Origin of the sequence: Streptomyces sp. NPDC002701 (assembly GCF_042889045.1) — a bacterium.
Classification (GTDB): domain Bacteria; phylum Actinomycetota; class Actinomycetes; order Streptomycetales; family Streptomycetaceae; genus Streptomyces.
In genome coordinates this window covers 37,551-58,823 of the sequence record NZ_JBIAQL010000015.1, presented here as the reverse complement: position 1 = coordinate 58,823, position 21,273 = coordinate 37,551, and the positions used below count along the sequence as shown (strand labels likewise).

Sequence of the window (21,273 nt, the reverse complement as noted above, 5' to 3'; positions counted from 1 at the left end):
GGGGCGTGGGGAACGGCGCGCTCAGCCACGTGCGGCCGGCGGCCGAAGTCCGGCGGCCGGGCCCTGGCTCTCCGTCGAGGGGCCTGCCCTCGACGCACGGCTCGGACCCGGCCCCCGTCAGGGGCGCGGGGAACGGCGCGCCCAGCCACCCCCGGCCGACAGACGAAGACCGGTCGTAGGGCGCCCCCCGCCGGAGGCCCATGCTTGCTCGTATGACCGACATGGAACCCGCCGAGCCCCAGGCACCGCTGCGGACAGCGCTGCAGGCGGCCCTGCGCGAGAGCGTCCGCGGCGACATCGCCTTCGAGCCGACCGCACGCGCGCTCACCACCATGGACGCGTCCAACTACCGCCGCGTACCCCTGGGCGTCGTCGCCCCGCGGGACGCCGACGACGTGGCCGCGGCGATGCACGCGTGCGCCGCCCTCGGCGTACCGGTCGTGCCGCGCGGCGGCGGCACATCGATCGCCGGACAGGCCACCGGCACCGGCGTGGTCCTCGACTTCACCCGGTACATGAACCACATCGTGTCGCTGGACCCCGCGGCCCGCACCGCCGTGGTCCAGCCGGGAGTCGTCCTGGACCGCCTCCAGGAGGCGGCCGCCCCGCACGGCCTGCGCTTCGGCCCCGACCCCTCGACCCACGGCCGGTGCACGCTCGGCGGGATGATCGGCAACAACTCCTGCGGATCGCACTCCGTCGCCTGGGGCACGACCGCCGACAGCGTCCGCGAACTGTCGGTGGTCACCGCGCGCGGCGACCGGCTCAGGCCCGGCCCCGGCTGGTCGGGCGCCCCCGACGGCCTGCGGGCGCTGGTGGACGCCGAGCTGGCCGTCCTGCGCACCGGCTTCCCCGAGCTGCCCCGCCGTATCTCCGGGTACGCGCTCGACGCGCTGCTCCCCGAACGCGGCGCGGACGTGGCGCGCTCCCTCTGCGGCTCCGAGGGCACGCTCGGCATCCTCACGGAGGCGACCGTACGGCTGGTCGAGGCACCCCGCGCGCGTGCCCTCGCCGTCCTCGCGTACGCCGACGAGAGCGCCGCGGCGGAAACGGCCCCCGGCCTGCTGCCGCACGGGCCGCTCACCGTGGAGGGGATGGCCGCGGACCTCGTACCGCCGGACGCGCGCGCGGGTCTGCCCCGAGGAGGTGCCTGGCTGTTCGTGGAGACGGGCGGTGACACGCAGGCGCAGGCACGCGCGCGTGCGCAGGACGTCGTCCGCGCGGCGGACGTGACGGCCTCCCTGGTCGTCACCGACCCCGTCGCGCAGCGGGCCCTGTGGCGTATCCGCGAGGACGCCGCCGGCACCGCGACCCGGATGCCGGACGGCACCGAGGCATGGCCCGGCTGGGAGGACTGCGCGGTGCCGCCGGCCCGGCTCGGCGCCTACCTGCGGGACTTCAGGGCCCTACTGACGGCCCACGGGCTGCGCGGCGCTCCGTACGGCCACTTCGGGGACGGCTGCATCCATGTACGCATCGACTTCGACCTGGTGACGCCGGCGGGCGTGGGCCGCTTCAGGAGCTTCTCGCGGGAGCTGGCCGAGCTGGTCGTCTCGCACGGCGGGTCGCTGTCGGGGGAGCACGGCGACGGACAGGCGCGGGCGGAGCTGCTGCCCACGATGTACGGGCGGCGGATGGTCGGCCTCTTCGAGCGGGTGAAGGACCTCTGGGACCCCGACGGGCTGCTCAACCCGGGCATGCTGGTCAGGCCGCACCGGCTGGACGAGAACCTGCGCTTCGCGGTCCTGCCGCGCGAACCGGTGGACGTCGCGTTCGGCTATCCGGCGGACGGCGGGGACTTCGCCGCGGCGGTGCGCCGCTGCGTCGGGGTGGCCAAGTGCCGCACCCCGGCGGCCCCCGCCTCCCCGGCATCCGCCGGTTCCCCCGCTTCCTCCGCCCCCGGCTCCTCGGTGATGTGCCCGTCCTTCCGGGTCACCGGCGAGGAGGAGCACTCCACGCGTGGGCGCGCGCGGCTGCTGCACGAGATGCTGGCGGGCGAGGTGATCACGGACGGCTGGCGCTCGACGGAGGTCCGTGACGCGCTGGACCTCTGCCTGTCCTGCAAGGGCTGCCGCTCGGACTGCCCGGTCGGCGTCGACATGGCCACGTACAAGGCGGAGTTCCTGCACCACCACTACGAGGGCCGCAGACGGCCGGCGGCGCACTACGCGATGGGGTGGCTGCCGGTGTGGCTGCGGCTCGTCGACCGCACGCGTACGGCGTGGCTGGTCAACGCCCTCGCCGCGGTACGCCCGCTGGCGGCGCTCGCCGGGCGGCTGGGCGGGATCGCGCCCGAACGCGAGCTCCCCCGGCTGGCGGGGGAGACGTTCAGCCGGTGGTGGGAGCGTGGTGAGCACCCCGGCGGGGACGGGCCCACGGAGGTGTTCCTGTGGCCGGACACCTTCACCGAACACCTCTCCCCGTCCGTCGGGAAGGCGGCCGTACGGGTCCTGCGGGCGGCGGGCCTGCGGGTGCTGCCGCTCCCGCGCCGTCCCCGCCGCCGGGTCTGCTGCGGTCTGACCTATGTGTCGACGGGGCAGCTGGACCGCGCCCGTACGGTCCTGCGCCACACCCTCGACCTGCTGGAACCACTCCTGGACCCGGCCCTTGCGCCCTCGGAACTCCCGGGCGTCGTCGTCCTCGAACCGAGCTGCGCGGCCGCCCTCCGCACGGACCTGCCCGAGCTGCTGCCCGACGACCCGCGCGCGCGGCGCCTGGCCTCGGCGGTGCTGACGTTCGCGGAGGCGCTGGAGCGGCACGCCCCGCACTGGACACCGCCCCGCCTGGACCGCCGGGTCGTGGGCCAGACGCACTGCCACCAGCACGCCGTCCTGGGAGACGCGGCGGACCGCCGCCTGCGCGAGGCGGCGGGCCTGACCGGCTCCCTGGCGGGCGGCTGCTGCGGCCTCGCGGGCAACTTCGGCTTCGAGAAGGGCCACTACGAGGTGTCGCTGGCCTGCGCCGAGGAACAACTGCTCCCGGCGGTCCGGGCGGCGGGCGAGGAGACGCTGATCCTGGCGGACGGCTTCTCCTGCCGCACCCAACTGCACCAGACGACGGGAACGAGAGCCCGCCACCTGGCGGAGATCCTGGCGGAGGCCCTGCCCGACGCCTGACCCCACGGAGGCCCCTCCGCCTCCAGGTAAGTTTCAAACCAGGTTCACAACCCTGACGCAGTCCATTACCCTGGACTGGCAAGTACATCACGATGTACGAAGCTGGCTTGCCCCGAACGCCCCGAACGCCCCGCCCCGAACTCCCTGGACGACCCGTGACCCTCCCCCGCGCCGACCGATCCCCCACGGTCGCCGACCCCGCGGCCGCCGTGGCCGGCCCGGCCCCCCTCTCCGAGCCCGCCGCGCCGCCCGGACCCGCCCCGCGCGGCGTACGCGCCCTCGGCCCGCTGGGTCTGGTGCTCGCCGGAGGCATCAGCGTCCAGTTCGGCGGCGCGCTCGCCGTGAGCCTCATGCCGCGCGCGGGCGCCCTGGGCGTGGTGACCCTCCGCCTCGCGGTGGCCGCGATCGTGCTGATGGTGATCTGCCGCCCCAGGCTGCGCGGCCACTCGCGCGCGGACTGGGGCACCGTCGTCGTCTTCGGCATCACGATGGCCGCGATGAACGGCCTCTTCTACCAGTCGGTGGCCCGCATCCCGCTCGGCCCCGCCGTCACCCTGGAAGTGCTCGGCCCGCTGGTCCTGTCGGTCCTCGCCTCCCGCCGGGCCGTCAACCTCGTCTGGGCCGGCCTCGCCCTCGGCGGTGTCTTCCTGCTGGGCGGCGGCGGCTTCGGCAGCCTCGATCCGGCCGGTGTCGCCTTCGCCCTGTCGGCCGGCGCCATGTGGGCGGCGTACATAGTCTTCAGCGCGCGTACGGGCCGCCGCTTCCCGCAGGCCGACGGACTGGCGCTGGCGATGGTGGTCGCGGCCGTGCTGTTCCTGCCGCTGGGCCTCGTCGAATCCGGCGACAAGCTCCTCGATCCGACCACGATCGCCCTGGGCTCCGCCGTGGCGATCCTCTCCTCCGTCCTCCCGTACACCCTGGAACTCGTCGCCCTGCGCCGCCTGCCCGCCTCCACCTTCGCGATCCTGATGAGCCTGGAACCGGCCGTCGCCTCGATCGCCGGCTTCCTGGTGCTGAGCCAGACGCTGTCGGTCACCGAAGGGCTGGCGATCACCCTGGTCATCGTGGCGAGCATGGGCGCCGTACGCACCCAGGTGGGCCGGGGCAGGGCCAAGAGCGTCGGCGACTGAGCCGACCGGGCCGGCACCGGAAGCGCGGCGATTAATGCAAGCATGCTTGCTTGTTTATCCGACCGCTGCCATGCTCCGGAGCGCACGCACACCGTCGTGCCCGAGGGGAGCGCCATCGTGTCCGACCCGTCGCCCGTGATCGATGACCTGTGCCGGGAGAGCGAACAACTGGACGCGCTCGTCGGGGAGTTGGCGCCGGAGCGCTGGGCGCTCGCCACCCCGGCCCCACGGTGGACCGTCGCCCACCAGATCGCGCACCTCGCCTGGACCGACCGGTCCGCCCTGCTCGCAGCGACCGATCCCGCGGCCTTCGCGCGGGAGGTCGAGAAGGCGATGGCCTCGCCCCACGGCTTCGTGGACGAGGGCGCGGACCGGGGGGCCGCGCTGCCCCCGCACCAGCTCCTCGCCGAGTGGCGCGCCGGGCGGCGGGCGCTGGAGAAGGCCCTGCGCGCGGCCCCCGCCGGGACGCGCTTCCCCTGGTACGGGCCGCCCATGTCGGTCGCCTCCATGGCGACGGGCCGGCTCATGGAGACCTGGGCCCACGGCCAGGACATCGCCGACACGCTGCGGGTGACGAGGCCACCCACGGACCGCCTCCGGCATGTGGTGCGCATCGGGGTGCGGGCCCGCGACTTCGCCTTCGGGACACGGGGGCTCACCCCGCCCGCCGAGGAGTTCCGCGTCGAACTCACGGCCCCCTCCTCCGGTGAGTCGTGGACCTACGGCCCCGAGGACGCCGCCCAGCGGGTCACAGGACCCGCCCTCGACTTCTGCCTCCTGGTCACCCAGCGGGCCCACCGCGCCGACCTCGCGGTCCGCGCGGAAGGCCCCGACGCCGACCGCTGGCTGGACATCGCGCAGGCGTTCGCGGGCCCGCCCGGCACGGGCCGCGCACCGAAAGGGGCCGCGGGATGACCGGCCCCGCACCCGCGCCGGACCCCCGCCCTCAGCTCCGCCCTCTGCGCGTAGGCAACGCCTCCGGTTTCTACGGCGACCGCTTCGACGCGATGCGCGAGATGCTCACCGGCGGCCCGCTGGACGTCCTGACCGGTGACTACCTCGCCGAGCTGACCATGCTCATCCTCGGCCGCGACCGCCTCAAGAACCCCGCCGGCGGTTACGCGCGCACCTTCCTGCGGCAGCTGGAGGAGTGCCTCGGTCTCGCGCACGAGGGGGGCGTGCGGATCGTGGCCAACGCGGGCGGTCTGAACCCGGCCGGACTCGCCGACGCCGTACGGGAGCTGGCGGGACGGCTCGGCATCCCGGTGCGGGTCGCCCACGTCGAGGGCGACGACCTCACCGCCCGCCACCCCGGCCCCGGGAACCTCGCCGCGCACGCCTACCTCGGCGGCGGAGGCATCGCCGTCTGCCTGCGCGAGGGCGCGGACGTCGTCGTCACCGGCCGGGTCACCGACGCCGCCCTGGTCACCGGGCCCGCCGCCGCCCACTTCGGCTGGGCCCCGGACGCCCACGACCGGCTCGCCGGCGCCGTCGTCGCCGGGCACGTCCTGGAGTGCGGCACCCAGGCCACCGGCGGCAACTACGCCTTCTTCACCGAGCACGACCCGGCCCGCCTGCACCACCCGGGTTTCCCGGTCGCCGAACTCCACGAGGACGGCACGAGCGTCATCACCAAGCACGACGGCACCGGCGGCGTCGTGGACCTCGGCACGGTCACCGCCCAGCTCCTCTACGAGACGTCCGGCGCCCGGTACGCGGGCCCCGACGTCACCGCCCGCCTCGACACGGTCCGCCTCACCCAGGAGGGCCCCGACCGCGTACGCATCGACGGGGTGCGGGGCGAGGCGCCGCCGCCCACCCTCAAGGTCGGGCTCAACCGCCTCGGCGGTTTCCGCAACGAGGTCGTCTTCGTGCTGACCGGGCTCGACATCGGGGCGAAGGCCGCCTTCGTGCGGGCCCAGCTGGAGGCCGCGCTCGCGGGGGCCAAGTCACGCCCCGCCGAGGTCCGTTGGGAACTCGTCCGTACCGACCGCCCCGACGCGCCCACCGAGGAGACCGCGAGCGCCTTGCTGCGGCTCGTCGTGCGCGACCCCGACCAGGAGGCGGTGGGCCGCACCATCGGCGCCGCCGCCGTCGAACTGGCCCTCGGCAGCTACCCCGGATTCCATGTGCTGGCGCCCCCCGGCAAGGGCGCCCCCTACGGAGTCTTCGAGGACGTGTACGTCCCGCAGGCGGAGGTGGAGCACGTCGCGGTCCTCCACGACGGGCGGCGGGTCCGGGTGGCCCCGGCCGCCGGCACCCTCGTACCGGAACCGGCTGAGGAACCCCCGCTGCCCGAGCCCCTCCCCGCCGGTCTCCCCGTGCGCCGCGCACCCCTCGGCCTCGTCGCCGGAGCGCGCAGCGGCGACAAGGGCGGGAACGCGAACGTCGGCGTCTGGGTCCGCACGGACGACGCCTGGCGCTGGCTCGCCCACACCCTCACCACCGACCGGTTCCGCGAACTCCTCCCGGAGACGGCGGAGTCGACCGTCGTACGCCACGTCCTGCCCACGCTGCGCGCTTTGAACTTCGTCGTCGAGGGGATCCTCGGCGAGGGGGTCGCCGCGCAGCACCGCTTCGACCCGCAGGCCAAGGCGCTCGGCGAGTGGCTGCGCTCCCGCCACCTCGACATACCGGAGGTACTGCTGTGACGGTTCTGGCATCCGCCCTCGACACCTCCTCCGCCGACCACGCGGCCCACCGCGAGGCGATGCTCGGCAAACTCGCCGACCTCGACACCGAGCACGCCAAGGCCCTCGCGGGCGGCGGCGAGAAGTACGTGGCCCGGCACCGGGGGCGCGGCAAACTGCTGGCCCGCGAGCGCATCGAACTGCTCCTCGACCCCGACACGCCCTTCCTGGAACTGTCACCGCTCGCCGCCTGGGGGAGCGAGTACGCCGTCGGCGCCTCGCTCGTCACGGGCATCGGTGTCGTCGAGGGCGTCGAGTGCCTGATCACGGCCAACGACCCGACCGTACGCGGCGGTGCCAGCAACCCCTGGAGCCTGAAGAAGGCGCTGCGGGCGAACGACATCGCGTACGCCAACCGGCTGCCGTGCATCAGCCTCGTCGAGTCGGGCGGCGCCGACCTGCCCTCCCAGAAGGAGATCTTCATTCCCGGGGGCGCCGTCTTCCGGGACATCACCCGGCTGTCGGCCGCCGGGATCCCCACCGTCGCGGTCGTCTTCGGCAACTCCACCGCCGGGGGCGCGTACGTCCCCGGCATGTCCGACCACGTGATCATGGTCAAGGAGCGCGCGAAGGTCTTCCTCGGCGGTCCGCCGCTGGTGAAGATGGCCACCGGCGAGGAGAGCGACGACGAGTCCCTCGGCGGCGCCGAGATGCACGCGCGCGTGTCGGGCCTCGCCGACCACTTCGCCGTCGACGAGCACGACGCCCTGCGGCAGGCGCGGCGCGTGGTCGCCCGCCTCAACCACCGCAAGGCGTACGCCGATCCGGCCCCGGCCGAGCCCCCGAAGTACGACCCCGAGGAACTGCTCGGCATCGTCCCCGGCGACCTCCGGCACCCCTTCGACCCGCGCGAGGTCATCGCCCGCATCGTCGACGCCTCCGACTTCGACGAGTTCAAGCCCCTCTACGGGACGAGCCTGACGACCGGCTGGGCGAGCCTGCACGGCTATCCGCTCGGCATCCTCGCCAACGCCCGGGGCGTCCTGTTCAGCGAGGAGTCGCAGAAGGCCGCCCAGTTCATCCAGCTCGCCAACCAGCGCGACATCCCACTGCTCTTCCTGCACAACACCACCGGCTACATGGTCGGCAAGGAGTACGAGCAGGGCGGCATCATCAAGCACGGCGCGATGATGATCAACGCGGTGAGCAACTCGAAGGTCCCGCACCTGTCCGTGCTCATGGGCGCCTCCTACGGGGCCGGGCACTACGGGATGTGCGGGCGCGCGTACGACCCGCGCTTCCTGTTCGCCTGGCCGAGCGCCAAGTCCGCCGTCATGGGCCCGCAGCAGCTCGCCGGAGTCCTGTCGATCGTCGCCCGCCAGTCCGCCGCCGCGAAGGGGCAGCCTTACGATGAGGCCGCTGCCGAGGGCGACGCCGCGCTGCGCGCCATGGTGGAGCAGCAGATCGAGTCCGAGTCCCTGCCGATGTTCCTGTCCGGGCGGCTGTACGACGACGGCGTCATCGACCCGCGCGACACCCGGACCGTCCTCGGCCTGTGCCTGTCCGCGATCCACACGGCCCCCTACGAGGGCGCCCGCGGCGGCTTCGGCGTCTTCCGGATGTGAGGGGCATGACGGGCATGACCGATGTGAGAGGTCCCATGATGTCGAGCCTGCTGGTCGCCAACCGCGGCGAGATCGCCTGCCGCGTCTTCCGCACCTGCCGTGAGCGGGGCATCACCACCGTCGCCGTGTACTCGGACGCCGACTGGAACGCCCTCCACACGCGCGTGGCCGACACGGCGGTACGCCTCCCGGGCACGTCGCCCGCCGAGACGTATCTGCGCGGCGACCTCATCGTGCGGGCGGCCCTGCGGGCGGGCGCCGACGCCGTCCACCCCGGGTACGGCTTCCTCTCCGAGAACGCCGACTTCGCGCGGGCCGTCCTCGGCGCGGGCCTGACCTGGGTGGGCCCGCCGCCCGAGGCGATCGAGGCGATGGCCGACAAGACCCGCGCCAAGGACGTGATGCGGGCCGCCGGGGTGCCGCTGCTCGCCGCCCTGGACCCGGACGAGGTGACGGCGGCGGACCTGCCCGTCCTGGTGAAGGCCGCGGCGGGCGGCGGTGGCCGGGGTATGCGGGTCGTCCGCGAACTGGCCGACCTCAGGGGCGAGCTGAAGGCCGCCTCGATCGAGGCCGAGAGCGCCTTCGGGGACGGCTCGGTGTTCGTCGAGCCGTACGTCCAGGACGGGCGCCACGTCGAGGTGCAGATCGTCGCCGACGCGTACGACACCGTGTGGGCGTACGGCACCCGTGACTGCTCCCTCCAGCGCCGCCACCAGAAGGTCGTCGAGGAGGCTCCCGCGCCCGGCCTCGCCCCCGGCGTCGAGGAGCGCCTGCGGTCCGCCGCGGTCACCGCCGCCCGGACGATCTCCTACCGGGGCGCGGGCACCGTCGAGTTCCTGGTCTCCGGGGACCGCGTGCACTTCCTGGAGATGAACACCCGCCTCCAGGTCGAGCACCCGGTGACCGAGGCGGTGTTCGGCGTCGACCTGGTGGCCCTGCAGCTCGGCATCGCCGAGGGAGCCTCCCTGGACGGCAACCCGCCGACGCCGTCCGGCCACGCGATCGAGGCCCGCCTCTACGCCGAGGACCCGGCCCGGGGCTGGGCCCCGCAGACCGGCACCCTGCACCGGCTGTCCGTACCCGGCGTCCGCCTCGACACCGGCTACGAGGACGGCGACCCGATCGGTGTCCACTACGACTCCATGATCGCCAAGGCCGTCGCCCACGCGCCCACCCGCGCGGAGGCGATCCGCACCCTCGCCGGCGCCCTGGAGAGGGCGACGCTCCACGGCCCGGTCACCAACCGCGACGTCCTCGTACGCTCCCTGCGCCACGCGGAGTTCGCGGCGGCCCGCATGGACACGGGCTTCTACGACCGCCACCTGGCCGAGCTGACCACGGCCGACACGGACCCGTACGCCCCCCTGGCCGCCGCGCTCGCCGACGCCCACGGCCGCTCCCGGTTCGGCGGCTGGCGCAACCTGCCCTCGCAGCCGCAGAGCAGGCGCTACGCCTCGGCCGGCGTGGAGCACGAGGTCCGGTACCGCCACACCCGGGAGGGCCTGGCGGCCGACGGCGTCCGCGTCCTGCACACCTCGCCCGACCTCGTCGTCCTGGAGATCGACGGGATGCGCCGCACGTTCGAGGTGTCCCGGTACGACGACCGCGTCCACGTGAACACCACCCTGCTGACAGCCCTGCCCCGCTTCTCCGACCCCACCGCCCAGCAGGCCCCCGGCTCTCTCCTGGCCCCCATGCCCGGCACGGTCGTCCGCGTGGCGGAGGGCCTCACCGAGGGTTCACCGGTCCAGGCGGGCAGCCCTCTGATCTGGCTGGAGGCGATGAAGATGGAACACAGGATCACGGCCCCGACGGACGGCACCCTGACCGCCCTGCACGCCACCCCCGGCCAACAGGTGGAGCCAGGAGCCCTACTGGCCGTGGTGAAACCCCGAGCAACCTAGGGCCACGAGGACCGCCGCAACCCCCAAGGGGCGCGGGGAACGGCGCAGTCTTTCAGGGGGGCGGGGAACGGCGCAGTCCTTTAAGGGGCGCGGGGAACGGCGCAATCTTTTCAGGGGCGCGGGGAACTGCGCAGTCTTTCAAGGGGCGCGGGGAACGGCGCCACCAGCCACGACGAACCGGCACCCACCATCCGGCACAAGCACCTCCTCCGAGGAGCCACATGACCACAGTCCTGGAATCAGAAGAGCACAAGGCCCTCCGCACAGCCGTGGCAACCCTCGGCAACCGCTACGGCCACACCTACCTCGCCAAGGTCATCGCGGAGAAGGGCCACCCCGAAGAGCTCTGGTCGGAAGCCGCCAAGCTCGGCTACCTGGGCGTCAACCTGCCGGAGGCATACGGCGGCGGAGGCGGCGGCATGGCCGAACTCTCCATAGTCCTGGAAGAGCTGGGCGCCGCGGGCTGCCCGCTCCTCATGATGGTCGTCTCACCGGCCATCTGCGGAACAGTCATAGCCCGCTTCGGTACGGAGGAGCAGAAACGGGCCTGGCTCCCCGGCCTGGCCGACGGCACCCGCACGATGGCCTTCGGCATCACCGAACCCGACGCCGGCTCCAACAGCCACCGCATCACCACCACCGCCCGCCGGGCGGAGGACGGCCCGGCGGGCGGCCCGGACGACGGGGCGCGGACCGGCCGGGACTGGATCCTCACCGGCCGCAAGGTGTTCATCTCGGGCGTCGACATCGCCGACGCCACCCTCGTCGTCGGCCGCACCGCGGACGCCCGCACCGGCAGGCTCAAGCCCTGCCTGTTCATCGTCCCGCGCGACGCCCCCGGCTTCGGGCGCCGGCAGATCGACATGGAACTGCACAGCGCCGAGAAGCAGTTCGAGCTGACCCTGGACGGCGTACGGCTGCCCGCCGACGCACTCGTCGGAGACGAGGACGCGGGCCTGCTCCAGCTCTTCGCAGGTCTCAACCCCGAGCGCATCATGACCGCCGCCTTCGCGATCGGCATGGGCCGCTACGCCCTGGCCAAGGCCGTCGGCTACGCGCGCGAGCGCACCGTCTGGCGGGAGCCCATCGGCGCCCACCAGGCCATCGCACACCCCCTGGCGCAGGCGCACATCGACCTCGAACTCGCCCGCCTGATGATGCAGAAGGCCGCCCACCTGTACGACGCGGGGGACGACATCGGCGCCGGAGAGGCCGCCAACATGGCCAAGTACGCGGCGGCCGAAGCCTGCGTGAAGGCCGTCGACCAGTCCGTGCACACCCTCGGCGGCAACGGCCTGACCGGCGAGTTCGGCCTCGCCTCGCTCATCACCGCGTCCCGGGTGGCGCGGATCGCCCCCGTGAGCCGCGAGATGATCCTCAACTACGTCTCGCACCAGACCCTGGGCCTGCCCAAGTCCTACTAGGCACCATGTCCTCCACGGCCTCCGGCTCCCTCACGGCCTCCGGCCTCCGTGCACATCCCCGGCTCCTGGAAAGGGCCCGCCATGGTGTTCCGCAGCGAGTACGAAGACGTTCCCGCCGTCGAAGAACCCATCCACGAGGCGGTGCTGGGCCGTGCCGCCTCCCGGGGTGACGCCCCCGCGCTGATCGACGGCGTGAACGGCACGACCCTCACCTACGCCCAGCTCGACACGTTCCACCGGCGGATCGCCGCCGCGCTCGCCGAACTCGGCGTGCGCAAGGGCGATGTGCTCGCCCTGCACAGCCCCAACACCGTCGCCTTCCCCACGGCGTTCTACGCGGCCACGCGCGCGGGGGCGTCGGTCACCACCGTGCACCCGCTCGCCACGCCGGAGGAGTTCGCCAAGCAGCTGCGGGACTGCGCCGCCCGGTGGATCGTCACCGTCTCACCGCTCCTGGACACCGCCCGCGCGGCGGCCGAACTCGCGGGCGGCATACGGGAGATACTCGTCTGCGACCAGGCTCCCGGACACCGCTCCCTGCTCGACATGCTGGGCTCCACGGCCCCCGAGCCGCAGATCGACGTCGACCCCGTGACGGACGTGGCGGCCCTCCCGTACTCCTCCGGGACGACCGGTGTCCCGAAGGGGGTGATGCTCACCCACCGGAACATCGCCACCAACCTCGCCCAGCTGACCCCCACCATGCCGATGGGCCCCGGCGACCGTATCCTCGCCGTCCTGCCGTTCTTCCACATCTACGGACTGACGGCCCTCATGAACGCCCCGCTGAGGCAGGGCGCCACCGTGGTCGTGCTGCCGCGCTTCGACCTCGACACGTTCCTCGCGGCCATCGAGAAGCACCGCATCACCGGCCTCTACGTGGCCCCGCCGATCGTGCTCGCCCTCGCCAAGCACCCCGCCGTCGAGGGCTACGACCTGTCGTCCCTGCAGTACGTCATCAGCGCGGCGGCCCCCCTCGACGCCGAACTGGCACAAGCGTGTTCGCACCGGCTCGGGCTGCCGCCGGTCGGCCAGGCGTACGGCATGACGGAACTCTCCCCCGGCACCCACGTCGTCCCCCTCGGCGAGCGGAACGCGCCCCCGGGAAGCGTCGGCAAGCTCATCGCCGGCACCGAGATGCGCATCGTCTCCCTGGACGACCCCGCGAAGGACGTCGGCGTCGGCGAACGCGGTGAGATCGTCATCCGCGGCCCCCAGGTCATGAAGGGCTACCTCGGCCGGCCCGACGACACCGCCGCGATGATCGACGAGGACGGCTGGCTGCACACCGGCGACGTCGGACACGTCGACGCGGACGGCTGGCTGTACGTCGTCGACCGCGTCAAGGAACTCATCAAGTACAAGGGCTTCCAGGTGGCCCCCGCCGAGCTGGAGGCACTCCTGCTGACGCACCCCGGCATCGCGGACGCCGCCGTCATCGGGGTCTACGACACCGACAACAACGAGAGGCCGCACGCGTACGTGGTGCGCCAGCCGGCCGCGGCGGGTCTCACGGAGGAAGAGGTCATGGAGTACGTCGCCGCGCGCGTCGCCCCGTACAAGAAGGTCCGGCACGTCGAGTTCCTCGAAGCGGTGCCGAGGGCCGCCTCGGGGAAGATCCTGCGACGGGAACTGAGGGAGCGCGCATGACCACGGTGCGGCGGTCGCACGAGCGGGGGATCACCACCCTCGCGCTCGACGCGCCCGAGCGGCGCAACGCCCTCTCCGCCCGCCTGGTGGGAGACCTCGCCGACGCGCTCACGGAGTGCGGCAGGGACGGCGGCGTACGCGCCGTCGTCCTCACCCACACCGGGAACACCTTCAGCGCGGGCGCGGACCTGACCGACCCGCCGCACCCCGACACGCTCGTGGCGCTGCTGCGCCAAATCGTCGAACTGCCCAGGCCCGTCGTCGCCCGCGTCACCGGTCATGTGCGCGCGGGCGGCCTCGGACTGCTCGGCGCCTGCGACATCGCGGCCGCCTCCCGGGACGCCACCTTCGCCTTCACGGAGGTACGCATCGGGGTGGCCCCCGCCGTGATCTCGCTGCCCCTCCTGCCGCGCCTCGACCCGCGCGCGGTGGCCCGCTACTACCTCACCGGGGAGAAGTTCGACGCGGCCGAGGCCGCCCGGATCGGCCTCGTCACCGCGGCGGGCGACGACGCCGACGACGTCCTCGCGCCGGTGCTCGACGGGCTGCGGCGCTCCTCACCGCAGGGGCTGGCCGAGACGAAGCGGCTGCTCACGGCTAAGGTGCTGGACACCTTCGACCGGGACGCGGCCGGCCTGACCGCTCTCTCGGCCCGGCTGTTCTCCTCCGCACAGGCCCGCGAGGGAATGACCGCCTTCCTCGAACGACGGGATCCCTCATGGGTGTGGTGAACGGCGCGCCGCCGGCGGAACGCGTCCCCAAACAGGACCGCAGCCGCGCCACCAGGCAACGCCTCCTCGCCGCCGCCGTGGCCTGCCTCGCCGAACGCGGCTGGGCGGGCTCGACGGTCTCCGTGGTCGCCGAACGCGCCGGGGTGTCGCGGGGCGCGGCCCAGCACCACTTCCCGACCCGCGAGGACCTCTTCACGGCGGCCGTCGAGTACGTCGCCGAGGAGCGCTCCACCGCCCTGCGCGCCCTCTTCCCCGAGGGCGCCACGGACCGCCGGGCCGTCGTCGCCGCCCTGGTCGACCTCTACACGGGCCCCCTGTTCCGCGCCGCCCTGCACCTCTGGGTCGCCGCCTCCAACGAGGACCAGCTGTGCTCCCGCGTGACCGAGCTGGAGGCCCGCGTCGGCCGCGAGACCCACCGCATCGCCGTGGACCTGCTGAACGCCGACGAGTCCCGCCCCGGCGTACGCGAGACCGTGCAGGGCTTCCTGGACATGTCCCGGGGCCTGGGCCTGGCCAACCTCCTGACGGACGACACGTCCCGCAGGGCCAAGGTCGTGGCCCAGTGGGCCCGGATCCTGGACGGCGCGCTGGGCTGAGCGCCCCCGGTCCGGGCACGGCCCTTCGAAGCACGGCCCTTCAGCGCACGGCCTTCGAGGGCTCAGCCCTTCAGGGAGCCAGCCTCTCCACCCGCCACTGCCCGCCCTCGTCCACCACGTACCGCAGCCGGTCGTGCAGCCGGTTCTCCCGTCCCTGCCAGAACTCCACCGTCCGCGGCACCACCCGGAACCCGCCCCAGTGCGGCGGCACGGGCACCTGCTCCCCGGCGGGATACCGCGCGACCAGCTCGGCGTACGACACCTCCAGCTCGTCCCGGGCGGCGACCACCGAGGACTGCGCACTGGCCCACGCCCCGAGCTGCGACCCGTGCGGTCGCGTACGGAAGTACGCCGCCGTCTCGTCCCGCCCGGTGCGCTCCGCGGTCCCGGTCACGACGACCTGCCGCGCCATCGGATGCCAGGGGAAGAGCAGCGAGACGTACGGGTTCTCCGCCAGCTCACGCGCCTTGCGGGACCCGTAGTTGGTGAAGAAGACGAAACCCCGCTCGTCGTACCGCTTCAGCAGCACCGTCCGGGAACTGGGCCGCCCCCCGGCGTCCGCCGTGGAGACGACCATCGCGTTCGGCTCGTACAGCGCGCCCCGCGCCGCGGCCTGGGTGAACCAGCGCGCGAACTGCTCCATGGGGTGGTCGGCCAGCTCGGTCTCGTCCATTCCCTCGGCCCGGTACTGCTTGCGCATCAGGGCGGGGTCGAGGAGGGGTTCACGGTCGGTCACATGGTCATCCTGCCGCATGACCGAGGGCGGCCGAGGGCAGTTGGCGGGCGTGGGCTTCATCACTGCGTGGCACTGAGTGCCGCGTACTCTCCCCAAAGGTGGCACCAAGGGATATCGTCCTGCTTCCGGAACGGTTGGGTGACCGCCGGCCGCACGGGGCATGACCGGAGTGACGTACGGACCGCGAGTCCACGAGGCGACCGCGGAACCGCACGCTCGCACCCCGAACACCACCGCTCTTCCACCTCGCACGTCGCACCGCGCAACCCGCACCTCCCACACACCACCCGTCGCACACATCATGAGGAGCCGCCTGATGTCCGACTTCGTACCCGGACTCGAAGGAGTCGTCGCTTTCGAGACGGAGATCGCCGAACCGGACAAGGAGGGCGGCGCCCTGCGGTACCGGGGCGTCGACATCGAGGACCTGGTCGGCCACGTCTCCTTCGGCAACGTCTGGGGCCTGCTCGTCGACGGCGCCTTCAATCCCGGCCTGCCGCCCGCCGAGCCGTTCCCGATCCCCGTCCACTCCGGTGACATCCGGGTGGACGTGCAGTCCGCGCTCGCCATGCTCGCCCCCGTCTGGGGCCTCAAGCCGCTCCTCGACATCGACGAGAAGCAGGCCCGCGCGGACCTCGCCCGCGCCGCCGTCATGGCCCTCAGCTACGTCGCCCAGTCCGCCCGCGGCCAGGGCCTGCCGATGGTCCCGCAGCGGGAGATCGACAAGGCGCAGTCCGTCGTCGAGCGGTTCATGATCCGCTGGCGCGGCGAGCCCGACCCCAAGCACGTGGCGGCGGTCGACGCCTACTGGACGAGCGCCGCCGAGCACGGCATGAACGCGTCCACGTTCACCGCCCGCGTCATCGCGTCCACCGGCGCCGACGTGGCGGCGGCCCTCTCGGGAGCCGTCGGCGCCATGTCGGGACCGCTGCACGGCGGCGCCCCCTCGCGGGTCCTCGGCATGATCGAGGAGATCGAACGCACGGGCGACGCCGAGGCGTTCGTCAAGCAGGCCCTCGACAAGGGCGAGCGTCTGATGGGCTTCGGCCACCGGGTGTACCGCGCCGAGGACCCGCGCGCGCGGGTGCTGCGCCGCACCGCCCGCGAGCTGGGCGCTCCCCGCTTCGAGATCGCCGAGGCCCTGGAGAAGGCGGCCCTCGCCGAACTGCACGCCCGGCGCCCGGACCGCGTCCTCGCCACGAACGTCGAGTTCTGGGCCGCCATCGTCCTCGACTTCGCCGAGGTCCCGGCCCACATGTTCACCTCGATGTTCACGTGCGCCCGTACCGCCGGCTGGTCCGCGCACATCCTGGAGCAGAAGCGCACCGGACGCCTGGTCCGGCCCTCCGCGCGCTACGTCGGCCCGGGCACCCGCAACCCGCGCGAGATCGAGGGCTTCGAGAGCATCGCCCACTGACCGAGCAGACATGATCGTGCAGGCATGATCGTGTGCGGACGGCACGTGTGGCGGCGCTCCATGGAGCGCCGCCACACGTGTGTCGTCACCCCGACGGTCCGCCGGGGAACGCAGACGACCCGCGAGCTCTGGTCCCCTCCGAGGAGGGAGCCGGCCGGACTCACCGGCGAGCACGCGGGTCGGGTGACTGCTTGAGATTGGGCCGGCCGCACGCTCGTCTCACGCGCTGGTCCGGCACCGCACTGTGTGTGGTGACGGGCCGCTAGCCCGCAGCCACCTCGCTGGTCCGGGTTTCAGACATGTACCCGATCACCTCCTTTCGGCGTGGACCACACATTAGGAAGCGTCGGGGCGTCGCTCAAGTGATTTTCCGCGAAGTTGACGCGTTGACCGGATCCACGGGGGGAACCGATCTTGTGGGAGTGCCGGGACGACGGGGATCCGGCGACCGGCCCGAAGACCGACCGGTCCGGCCGTCCGGGGCCGAAGTGCCCGCACACAACGATTTCCTCAATCTTGTGGGAACCAGATGTGGGGTGCGTCACGTTCGAGTTGAATGATTCCTAGTGAGTGATTCGTAGTGAGTGAACAGACGCGCGGGCACACCGCGCAGGATTCGCCGACACGGCCTGCAGGGGGTGCCAGGTGAGTGCTTCGCGGCGTAGCGGGACGACGGACGAGCTCGGGCCGGACGAGCCGGAGCGGGACGGGGCCGATCTGCTGGCCGCTCTGCTCGACGGGATGGACGCCGCGCTGTGCGCGTTCGACGCCGACGGGGTGGTGACGCACTGGAACCGGGAGGCGGAGCGGATCCTCGGCTGGACCGCGGCCGAGGCGGTCGGACGGCACGGGTTCGCCGGCTGGGCCGTGCGGACCGCGGACGCCGAGGAGGTCGGGAACCGGCTGCTGTCCGCGATGCAGGCCCCCGGGCGGCAGGTCCACGAATTCGCGCTGCTGACCAAGGAGGGCGGCCGGGTCCTCGTACGGACCCAGTCGGCCGCCGTGCCCGGGCCCGACGGGAAGCCGGCCGGGGTGTACTGCGCCTTCAGCGAGGTGCACGCGCAGATCGACCTGGAGCGGTCGATCGCCCTGAGCGAGGCCCTCTTCGACGACGCCTCCTGGGGGGTCGTGCTCGTCGACGCCGACCTGCGGCCCGCCGTGGTCAACGCGCACGCGGCGCGGGCCCTCGGCTCCGGACGCACGGCCCTGCTGGGGCGGCCCCTGGGCGAGCTGCTCGCCCAGGGGGTGGAGGAACTGGAGAGCGCGCTCACGCATGTCCTCGCCGAGGGTGCGCCGCCGGCGCCCGCCGAGATGTGGGTGACCCTGCGCACCGCGGAGGGGGATCAGCGGCGCTGCTGGCGCAGCGGGTTCCTGCGGCTGGCCTCGCCGCTCGCGGAGGAACCGGTTCCGCTCGGGGTGGCCTGGCTCTTCCAGGACGTCACCGAGAGCAAGCAGACCGAGCAGGAAGCGGCGCTGCTGCGGTTCAGGACCAACCAGCTGCACCGGGCGGCGCGGGCCGCCGCCGAGTGCGAGGACCCCGCGGAGGCGGCGTCCGTCCATCTCGACTTCGCGCTGGCCGGATTCGCCGACCACGCGCTGATCGACCGGGTGGCGGGGGGTTCCGTGGCCGACGGGGAGGGGCCGGTACGGCTCGTGCGGGGCGCGGCCACGCCCTCCGGCGCGCCCGGACCCAGTCTGCCCGCGGGGCGGGCCGGGCTGCCCGTCCGGTACGCCGAGGGGCATCCGGCCTTCCAGTGCGTCGAGCGGATCGGTTCCGTACGGGCCAGTGCGGGGGTGAGCGATCCGGAGCGTGCCCGTGACTGGGCCGTCGCCCGTCAGTGGCCGGCGGATGCGGTGCACGCGCTGTGTGTCGTCCTGCGGAGCCGGGGGCGGACGCTGGGCGTCGTCACGTTCCTGCGCGGCGCGAGCCGCACGCAGTTCGAGAGGTTCGACGCGACGTACGCGGAGGATGTCGCGGTACGCATCGCGGCGGCACTGGATCTGGCGGCGGTGCTGGAGCAGGGGTGACGAGGAGCGGGGGCGCAGCCCCGTCCGCTGGGGCGCGGGGAACCGCGCGACCGGCCCCCACCGGCCCGCGGGTCAACGCTGCCAGTAGAAGATCCGGTCTCCGTACTCCCTGAAGACCCGGTCGTTCCACTCCAGACCCCCGTCGACGTTCCCCGAGCGCAGGAGCGGCGGCTCCAGGCCGCGGTCCGCGAGGGTGCCCGCCGCCGTGGCCATGACCGACTGGAGGAGCGCCGAGGTCACGACCGTGGAGGCGGAGGCGAAGGGCGCCGGGATGGTGTCGAGGGTGAGTTCCGCGTCGCCGATCGCGATCTTCGAGTCGAGGACGACGTCGCAGTGGTCCTTCAGGTACGTCCCCGAGGTGTGCCGGGACCTCGTCTCGGCGGCGTACGCCACCGACGTGACCCCGATGACCTTCAGGCCGAGGTCGCGGGCGCTCATCGCCATCTCGACGGGGAGGGCGTTGCGCCCGGAGAGGGAGATGATCACCAGGAGGTCGCCGGCGCGGGCCGGACTGGCGCCGAGGACCGCGCTCGCGAGACCGTCGACCCGCTCCAGCGCGGAGCCCAGCGTGGCCGGCATGACATCGACACCGACCGCGCCCGGTACGGCGAGCAGGTTCATCAGCGCGAGACTGCCCGCGCGGTAGACGAGGTCCTGCGCGGCGAGCGACGAATGACCGGCGCCGAAGGCGAAGAGCCGGCCGCCGTCCGTGACGGTGTCCGCGATCATCGTCCCGGCCGCCTCGATCGAGGGTGCCTCCTCGTCCCGCACCCGCTGCAGCAGGCCGATCGCGGCGTCGAAGAACTGCCCGGCCAGCTTGCTGTCGCCCATCCGCGAAGCCCCTTCCGCTGTCGTGTCGCGGATCACGTTGCGGTCTGGACCACTTCCGTGTCAATACGCTCCGCAGGAGCGACACTGGGGCACGAGGGCCCCCTTCCACCCGTCTGCGGGTGCCGGGCCCGACCGTCTCCGCAGGCACGCGTCGGGCACTCGTCACCACGTGGTTCGAACGGCACGGCACGGTTGTCGGTGGGATGCGTCAGAATTGTTGCCAGGGCCAGCGCACACGCCGGTGAGCCACCCAGCCTCCGGCAGAGCTAATCGAGGGGCACGTATGTCCGGACTGATCGACACCACGGAGATGTATCTCCGCACCATCCTCGAGCTGGAGGAGGAAGGTGTGGTCCCCATGCGCGCCCGGATCGCCGAGCGCCTCGACCAGAGCGGGCCGACCGTCAGCCAGACCGTGGCCCGCATGGAGCGCGACGGCCTCGTGGCGGTGGCCAGCGACCGCCACCTCGAGCTCACGGAGGAGGGCCGCCGGCTGGCCACGCGCGTGATGCGCAAGCACCGCCTCGCCGAGTGCCTGCTCGTCGACGTGATCGGTCTGGAGTGGGAGCAGGTGCACGCGGAGGCGTGCCGCTGGGAGCACGTGATGAGCGAGGCGGTCGAGCGGCGGGTGCTCGAACTGCTGCGCCACCCCACCGAGTCGCCGTACGGGAACCCGATCCCGGGCCTGGAGGAGCTGGGCGAGAACGGGGCGGATCCCTTCCTGGACGCGGGCATGGTGTCGCTGGCCGACCTGGACCCCGGCCTGGACGGCAAGACGGTCGTCGTGCGCCGCATCGGTGAGCCGATCCAGACGGACGCGCAGCTGATGTACACGCTGCGGCGGGCGGGCGTGCAGCCGGGTTCGGTCGTGAGCGTGACGGAGTCGGCGGGCGGGGTGCTCGTCGGCAGCGGCGGGGAGGCCGCGGAGCTGGAGTCGGGCGTGGCGTCCCACGTGTTCGTGGCGAAGCGGTAGGGCGGCGACGACACCGCGGCTCGCGCCGGAGAAGAGCCCTGTGCGCTGTGCGCACACGGAGAGCTCGGCGCGTGGGCCGGTTTTCGGTCGTTCTCGGGCCGGCCGGGCGATTTCGCGTGCCGCCGGTCGTGCGCGGTCGTGCGCGGTGGCGTGCCCGGCGGCGCGTCCTCCGCGCGCCCCTGACCAGGCAGCCTCCGGACGGCCGTTTCCCGCTCCGAACCACTCGGTCAACTTCCGTCACACGCGCCTCAGTTGACCCATGGCGGCGTTCCCGCAGAAACGAAGATTCAGTGCGTGGAATTGCAGCGGGCGGACCGTTCCCGTGCGAGGCTGTCGCGAGAGGCATATGACCTGAGGGCTCTTGACCGTGACGGCAGCGCCGCCGACGCGCGGTCGGGGAGGGGGCGCAAGGATGTGCCGCGGACGTACGGAGGGCCCCGGCGCCGTGAGGCGCCGGGGCCTGTCCTCCCCCGTGCTGACCC

The 21,273-nt window shown here is 73.2% G+C and carries 15 protein-coding genes; 13 read left to right on the top strand and 2 right to left on the bottom strand.

Translation table 11 applies throughout. The features are described from left to right. The first annotated feature begins 212 nt into the window (after nt 1-212). From ACFYXC_RS30050 to ACFYXC_RS30005, 10 genes are all read left to right on the top strand, one after another. The gene (locus ACFYXC_RS30050) at nt 213-3,116 is read left to right on the top strand and encodes an FAD-binding and (Fe-S)-binding domain-containing protein (RefSeq protein WP_389555121.1); all 2,904 of its coding nucleotides are present in this window, start codon (nt 213-215) and stop codon (nt 3,114-3,116) included. A 155-nt stretch (nt 3,117-3,271) separates the two neighbouring features. Beyond that, complete coding sequence (locus tag ACFYXC_RS30045) at nt 3,272-4,246, top strand: DMT family transporter (protein WP_389555119.1); 975 nt, start codon at nt 3,272-3,274, stop codon at nt 4,244-4,246. A gap of 117 nt (nt 4,247-4,363) precedes the next feature. After that, complete coding sequence (locus tag ACFYXC_RS30040; RefSeq protein ID WP_389555117.1) at nt 4,364-5,161, top strand: TIGR03084 family metal-binding protein; 798 nt, start codon at nt 4,364-4,366, stop codon at nt 5,159-5,161. Further along, nucleotides 5,158-6,897 (top strand): acyclic terpene utilization AtuA family protein, encoded by a 1,740-nt coding sequence (locus ACFYXC_RS30035; RefSeq protein WP_389555115.1) that lies wholly within the window; start codon nt 5,158-5,160, stop codon nt 6,895-6,897. The genes ACFYXC_RS30040 and ACFYXC_RS30035 overlap by 4 nt, the downstream gene beginning before the upstream one ends. Continuing rightward, nucleotides 6,894-8,501: an acyl-CoA carboxylase subunit beta gene (locus tag ACFYXC_RS30030; protein WP_389555114.1), complete on the top strand. Its 1,608-nt coding sequence runs from the start codon at nt 6,894-6,896 to the stop codon at nt 8,499-8,501. The genes ACFYXC_RS30035 and ACFYXC_RS30030 overlap by 4 nt, the downstream gene beginning before the upstream one ends. A 35-nt stretch (nt 8,502-8,536) precedes the next feature. Continuing rightward, nucleotides 8,537-10,405, top strand: coding sequence for a biotin carboxylase N-terminal domain-containing protein (locus ACFYXC_RS30025; protein ID WP_388913565.1), 1,869 nt, complete (start codon nt 8,537-8,539; stop codon nt 10,403-10,405). Nucleotides 10,406-10,626: 221 nt separating this feature from the next. Continuing rightward, a complete protein-coding gene (locus ACFYXC_RS30020; RefSeq protein ID WP_389555112.1) occupies nt 10,627-11,829 on the top strand; it encodes an acyl-CoA dehydrogenase family protein in 1,203 nt (400 codons plus the stop codon). Between the two features lie 84 nt (nt 11,830-11,913). Beyond that, nucleotides 11,914-13,479 carry a 4-coumarate--CoA ligase family protein gene (locus ACFYXC_RS30015; RefSeq protein WP_389555268.1) on the top strand — a complete coding sequence of 522 codons (1,566 nt, stop codon included), beginning with the start codon at nt 11,914-11,916 and terminating at the stop codon, nt 13,477-13,479. Beyond that, entirely contained in the window at nt 13,476-14,210 is a 735-nt protein-coding gene (locus ACFYXC_RS30010) for an enoyl-CoA hydratase family protein (RefSeq protein ID WP_389555111.1), read from the top strand. The genes ACFYXC_RS30015 and ACFYXC_RS30010 overlap by 4 nt, the downstream gene beginning before the upstream one ends. Beyond that, on the top strand, nt 14,198-14,806 hold the full coding sequence (locus ACFYXC_RS30005) for a TetR/AcrR family transcriptional regulator (protein WP_388913209.1): 609 nt from the start codon (nt 14,198-14,200) through the stop codon (nt 14,804-14,806). The genes ACFYXC_RS30010 and ACFYXC_RS30005 overlap by 13 nt, the downstream gene beginning before the upstream one ends. Before the next feature lie 70 nt (nt 14,807-14,876). On the opposite strand, the gene pdxH is transcribed toward ACFYXC_RS30005, so the two are convergent. Beyond that, nucleotides 14,877-15,560: a pyridoxamine 5'-phosphate oxidase gene (gene pdxH, locus ACFYXC_RS30000; protein WP_388913212.1), complete on the bottom strand. Its 684-nt coding sequence runs from the start codon at nt 15,558-15,560 to the stop codon at nt 14,877-14,879. A 298-nt stretch (nt 15,561-15,858) separates the two neighbouring features. On the opposite strand from pdxH, the gene ACFYXC_RS29995 reads away from it, so the two are divergent. After that, nucleotides 15,859-16,959: a citrate synthase 2 gene (locus tag ACFYXC_RS29995; protein ID WP_389555109.1), complete on the top strand. Its 1,101-nt coding sequence runs from the start codon at nt 15,859-15,861 to the stop codon at nt 16,957-16,959. 645 nt (nt 16,960-17,604) lie between these two features. Then, nucleotides 17,605-18,987: a PAS domain-containing protein gene (locus tag ACFYXC_RS29990; protein ID WP_389555107.1), complete on the top strand. Its 1,383-nt coding sequence runs from the start codon at nt 17,605-17,607 to the stop codon at nt 18,985-18,987. A 72-nt stretch (nt 18,988-19,059) separates the two neighbouring features. Here the strand turns inward: ACFYXC_RS29990 and ACFYXC_RS29985 are convergent, their stop codons facing one another. Further along, nucleotides 19,060-19,818: an SIS domain-containing protein gene (locus ACFYXC_RS29985; RefSeq protein ID WP_388913221.1), complete on the bottom strand. Its 759-nt coding sequence runs from the start codon at nt 19,816-19,818 to the stop codon at nt 19,060-19,062. Between the two features lie 283 nt (nt 19,819-20,101). On the opposite strand from ACFYXC_RS29985, the gene ACFYXC_RS29980 reads away from it, so the two are divergent. Beyond that, nucleotides 20,102-20,791, top strand: coding sequence for a metal-dependent transcriptional regulator (locus tag ACFYXC_RS29980; protein WP_149509265.1), 690 nt, complete (start codon nt 20,102-20,104; stop codon nt 20,789-20,791). Nucleotides 20,792-21,273 lie beyond the last annotated feature (482 nt).

Bases quoted from the DNA above. Each gene is read 5' to 3' on its own strand.
- ACFYXC_RS30050 (WP_389555121.1), top strand. From the start codon at position 213: ATGACCGACATGGAACCCGCCGAGCCCCAGGCACCGCTGCGGACAGCG.
- ACFYXC_RS30035 (WP_389555115.1), top strand. From the start codon at position 5,158: ATGACCGGCCCCGCACCCGCGCCGGACCCCCGCCCTCAGCTCCGCCCT.
- ACFYXC_RS30025 (WP_388913565.1), top strand. From the start codon at position 8,537: ATGATGTCGAGCCTGCTGGTCGCCAACCGCGGCGAGATCGCCTGCCGC.
- ACFYXC_RS30020 (WP_389555112.1), top strand. From the start codon at position 10,627: ATGACCACAGTCCTGGAATCAGAAGAGCACAAGGCCCTCCGCACAGCC.
- ACFYXC_RS30010 (WP_389555111.1), top strand. From the start codon at position 13,476: ATGACCACGGTGCGGCGGTCGCACGAGCGGGGGATCACCACCCTCGCG.
- ACFYXC_RS30005 (WP_388913209.1), top strand. From the start codon at position 14,198: ATGGGTGTGGTGAACGGCGCGCCGCCGGCGGAACGCGTCCCCAAACAG.
- pdxH (WP_388913212.1), bottom strand. From the start codon at position 15,560: ATGCGGCAGGATGACCATGTGACCGACCGTGAACCCCTCCTCGACCCC.
- ACFYXC_RS29995 (WP_389555109.1), top strand. From the start codon at position 15,859: ATGTCCGACTTCGTACCCGGACTCGAAGGAGTCGTCGCTTTCGAGACG.
- ACFYXC_RS29985 (WP_388913221.1), bottom strand. From the start codon at position 19,818: ATGGGCGACAGCAAGCTGGCCGGGCAGTTCTTCGACGCCGCGATCGGC.
- ACFYXC_RS29980 (WP_149509265.1), top strand. From the start codon at position 20,102: ATGTCCGGACTGATCGACACCACGGAGATGTATCTCCGCACCATCCTC.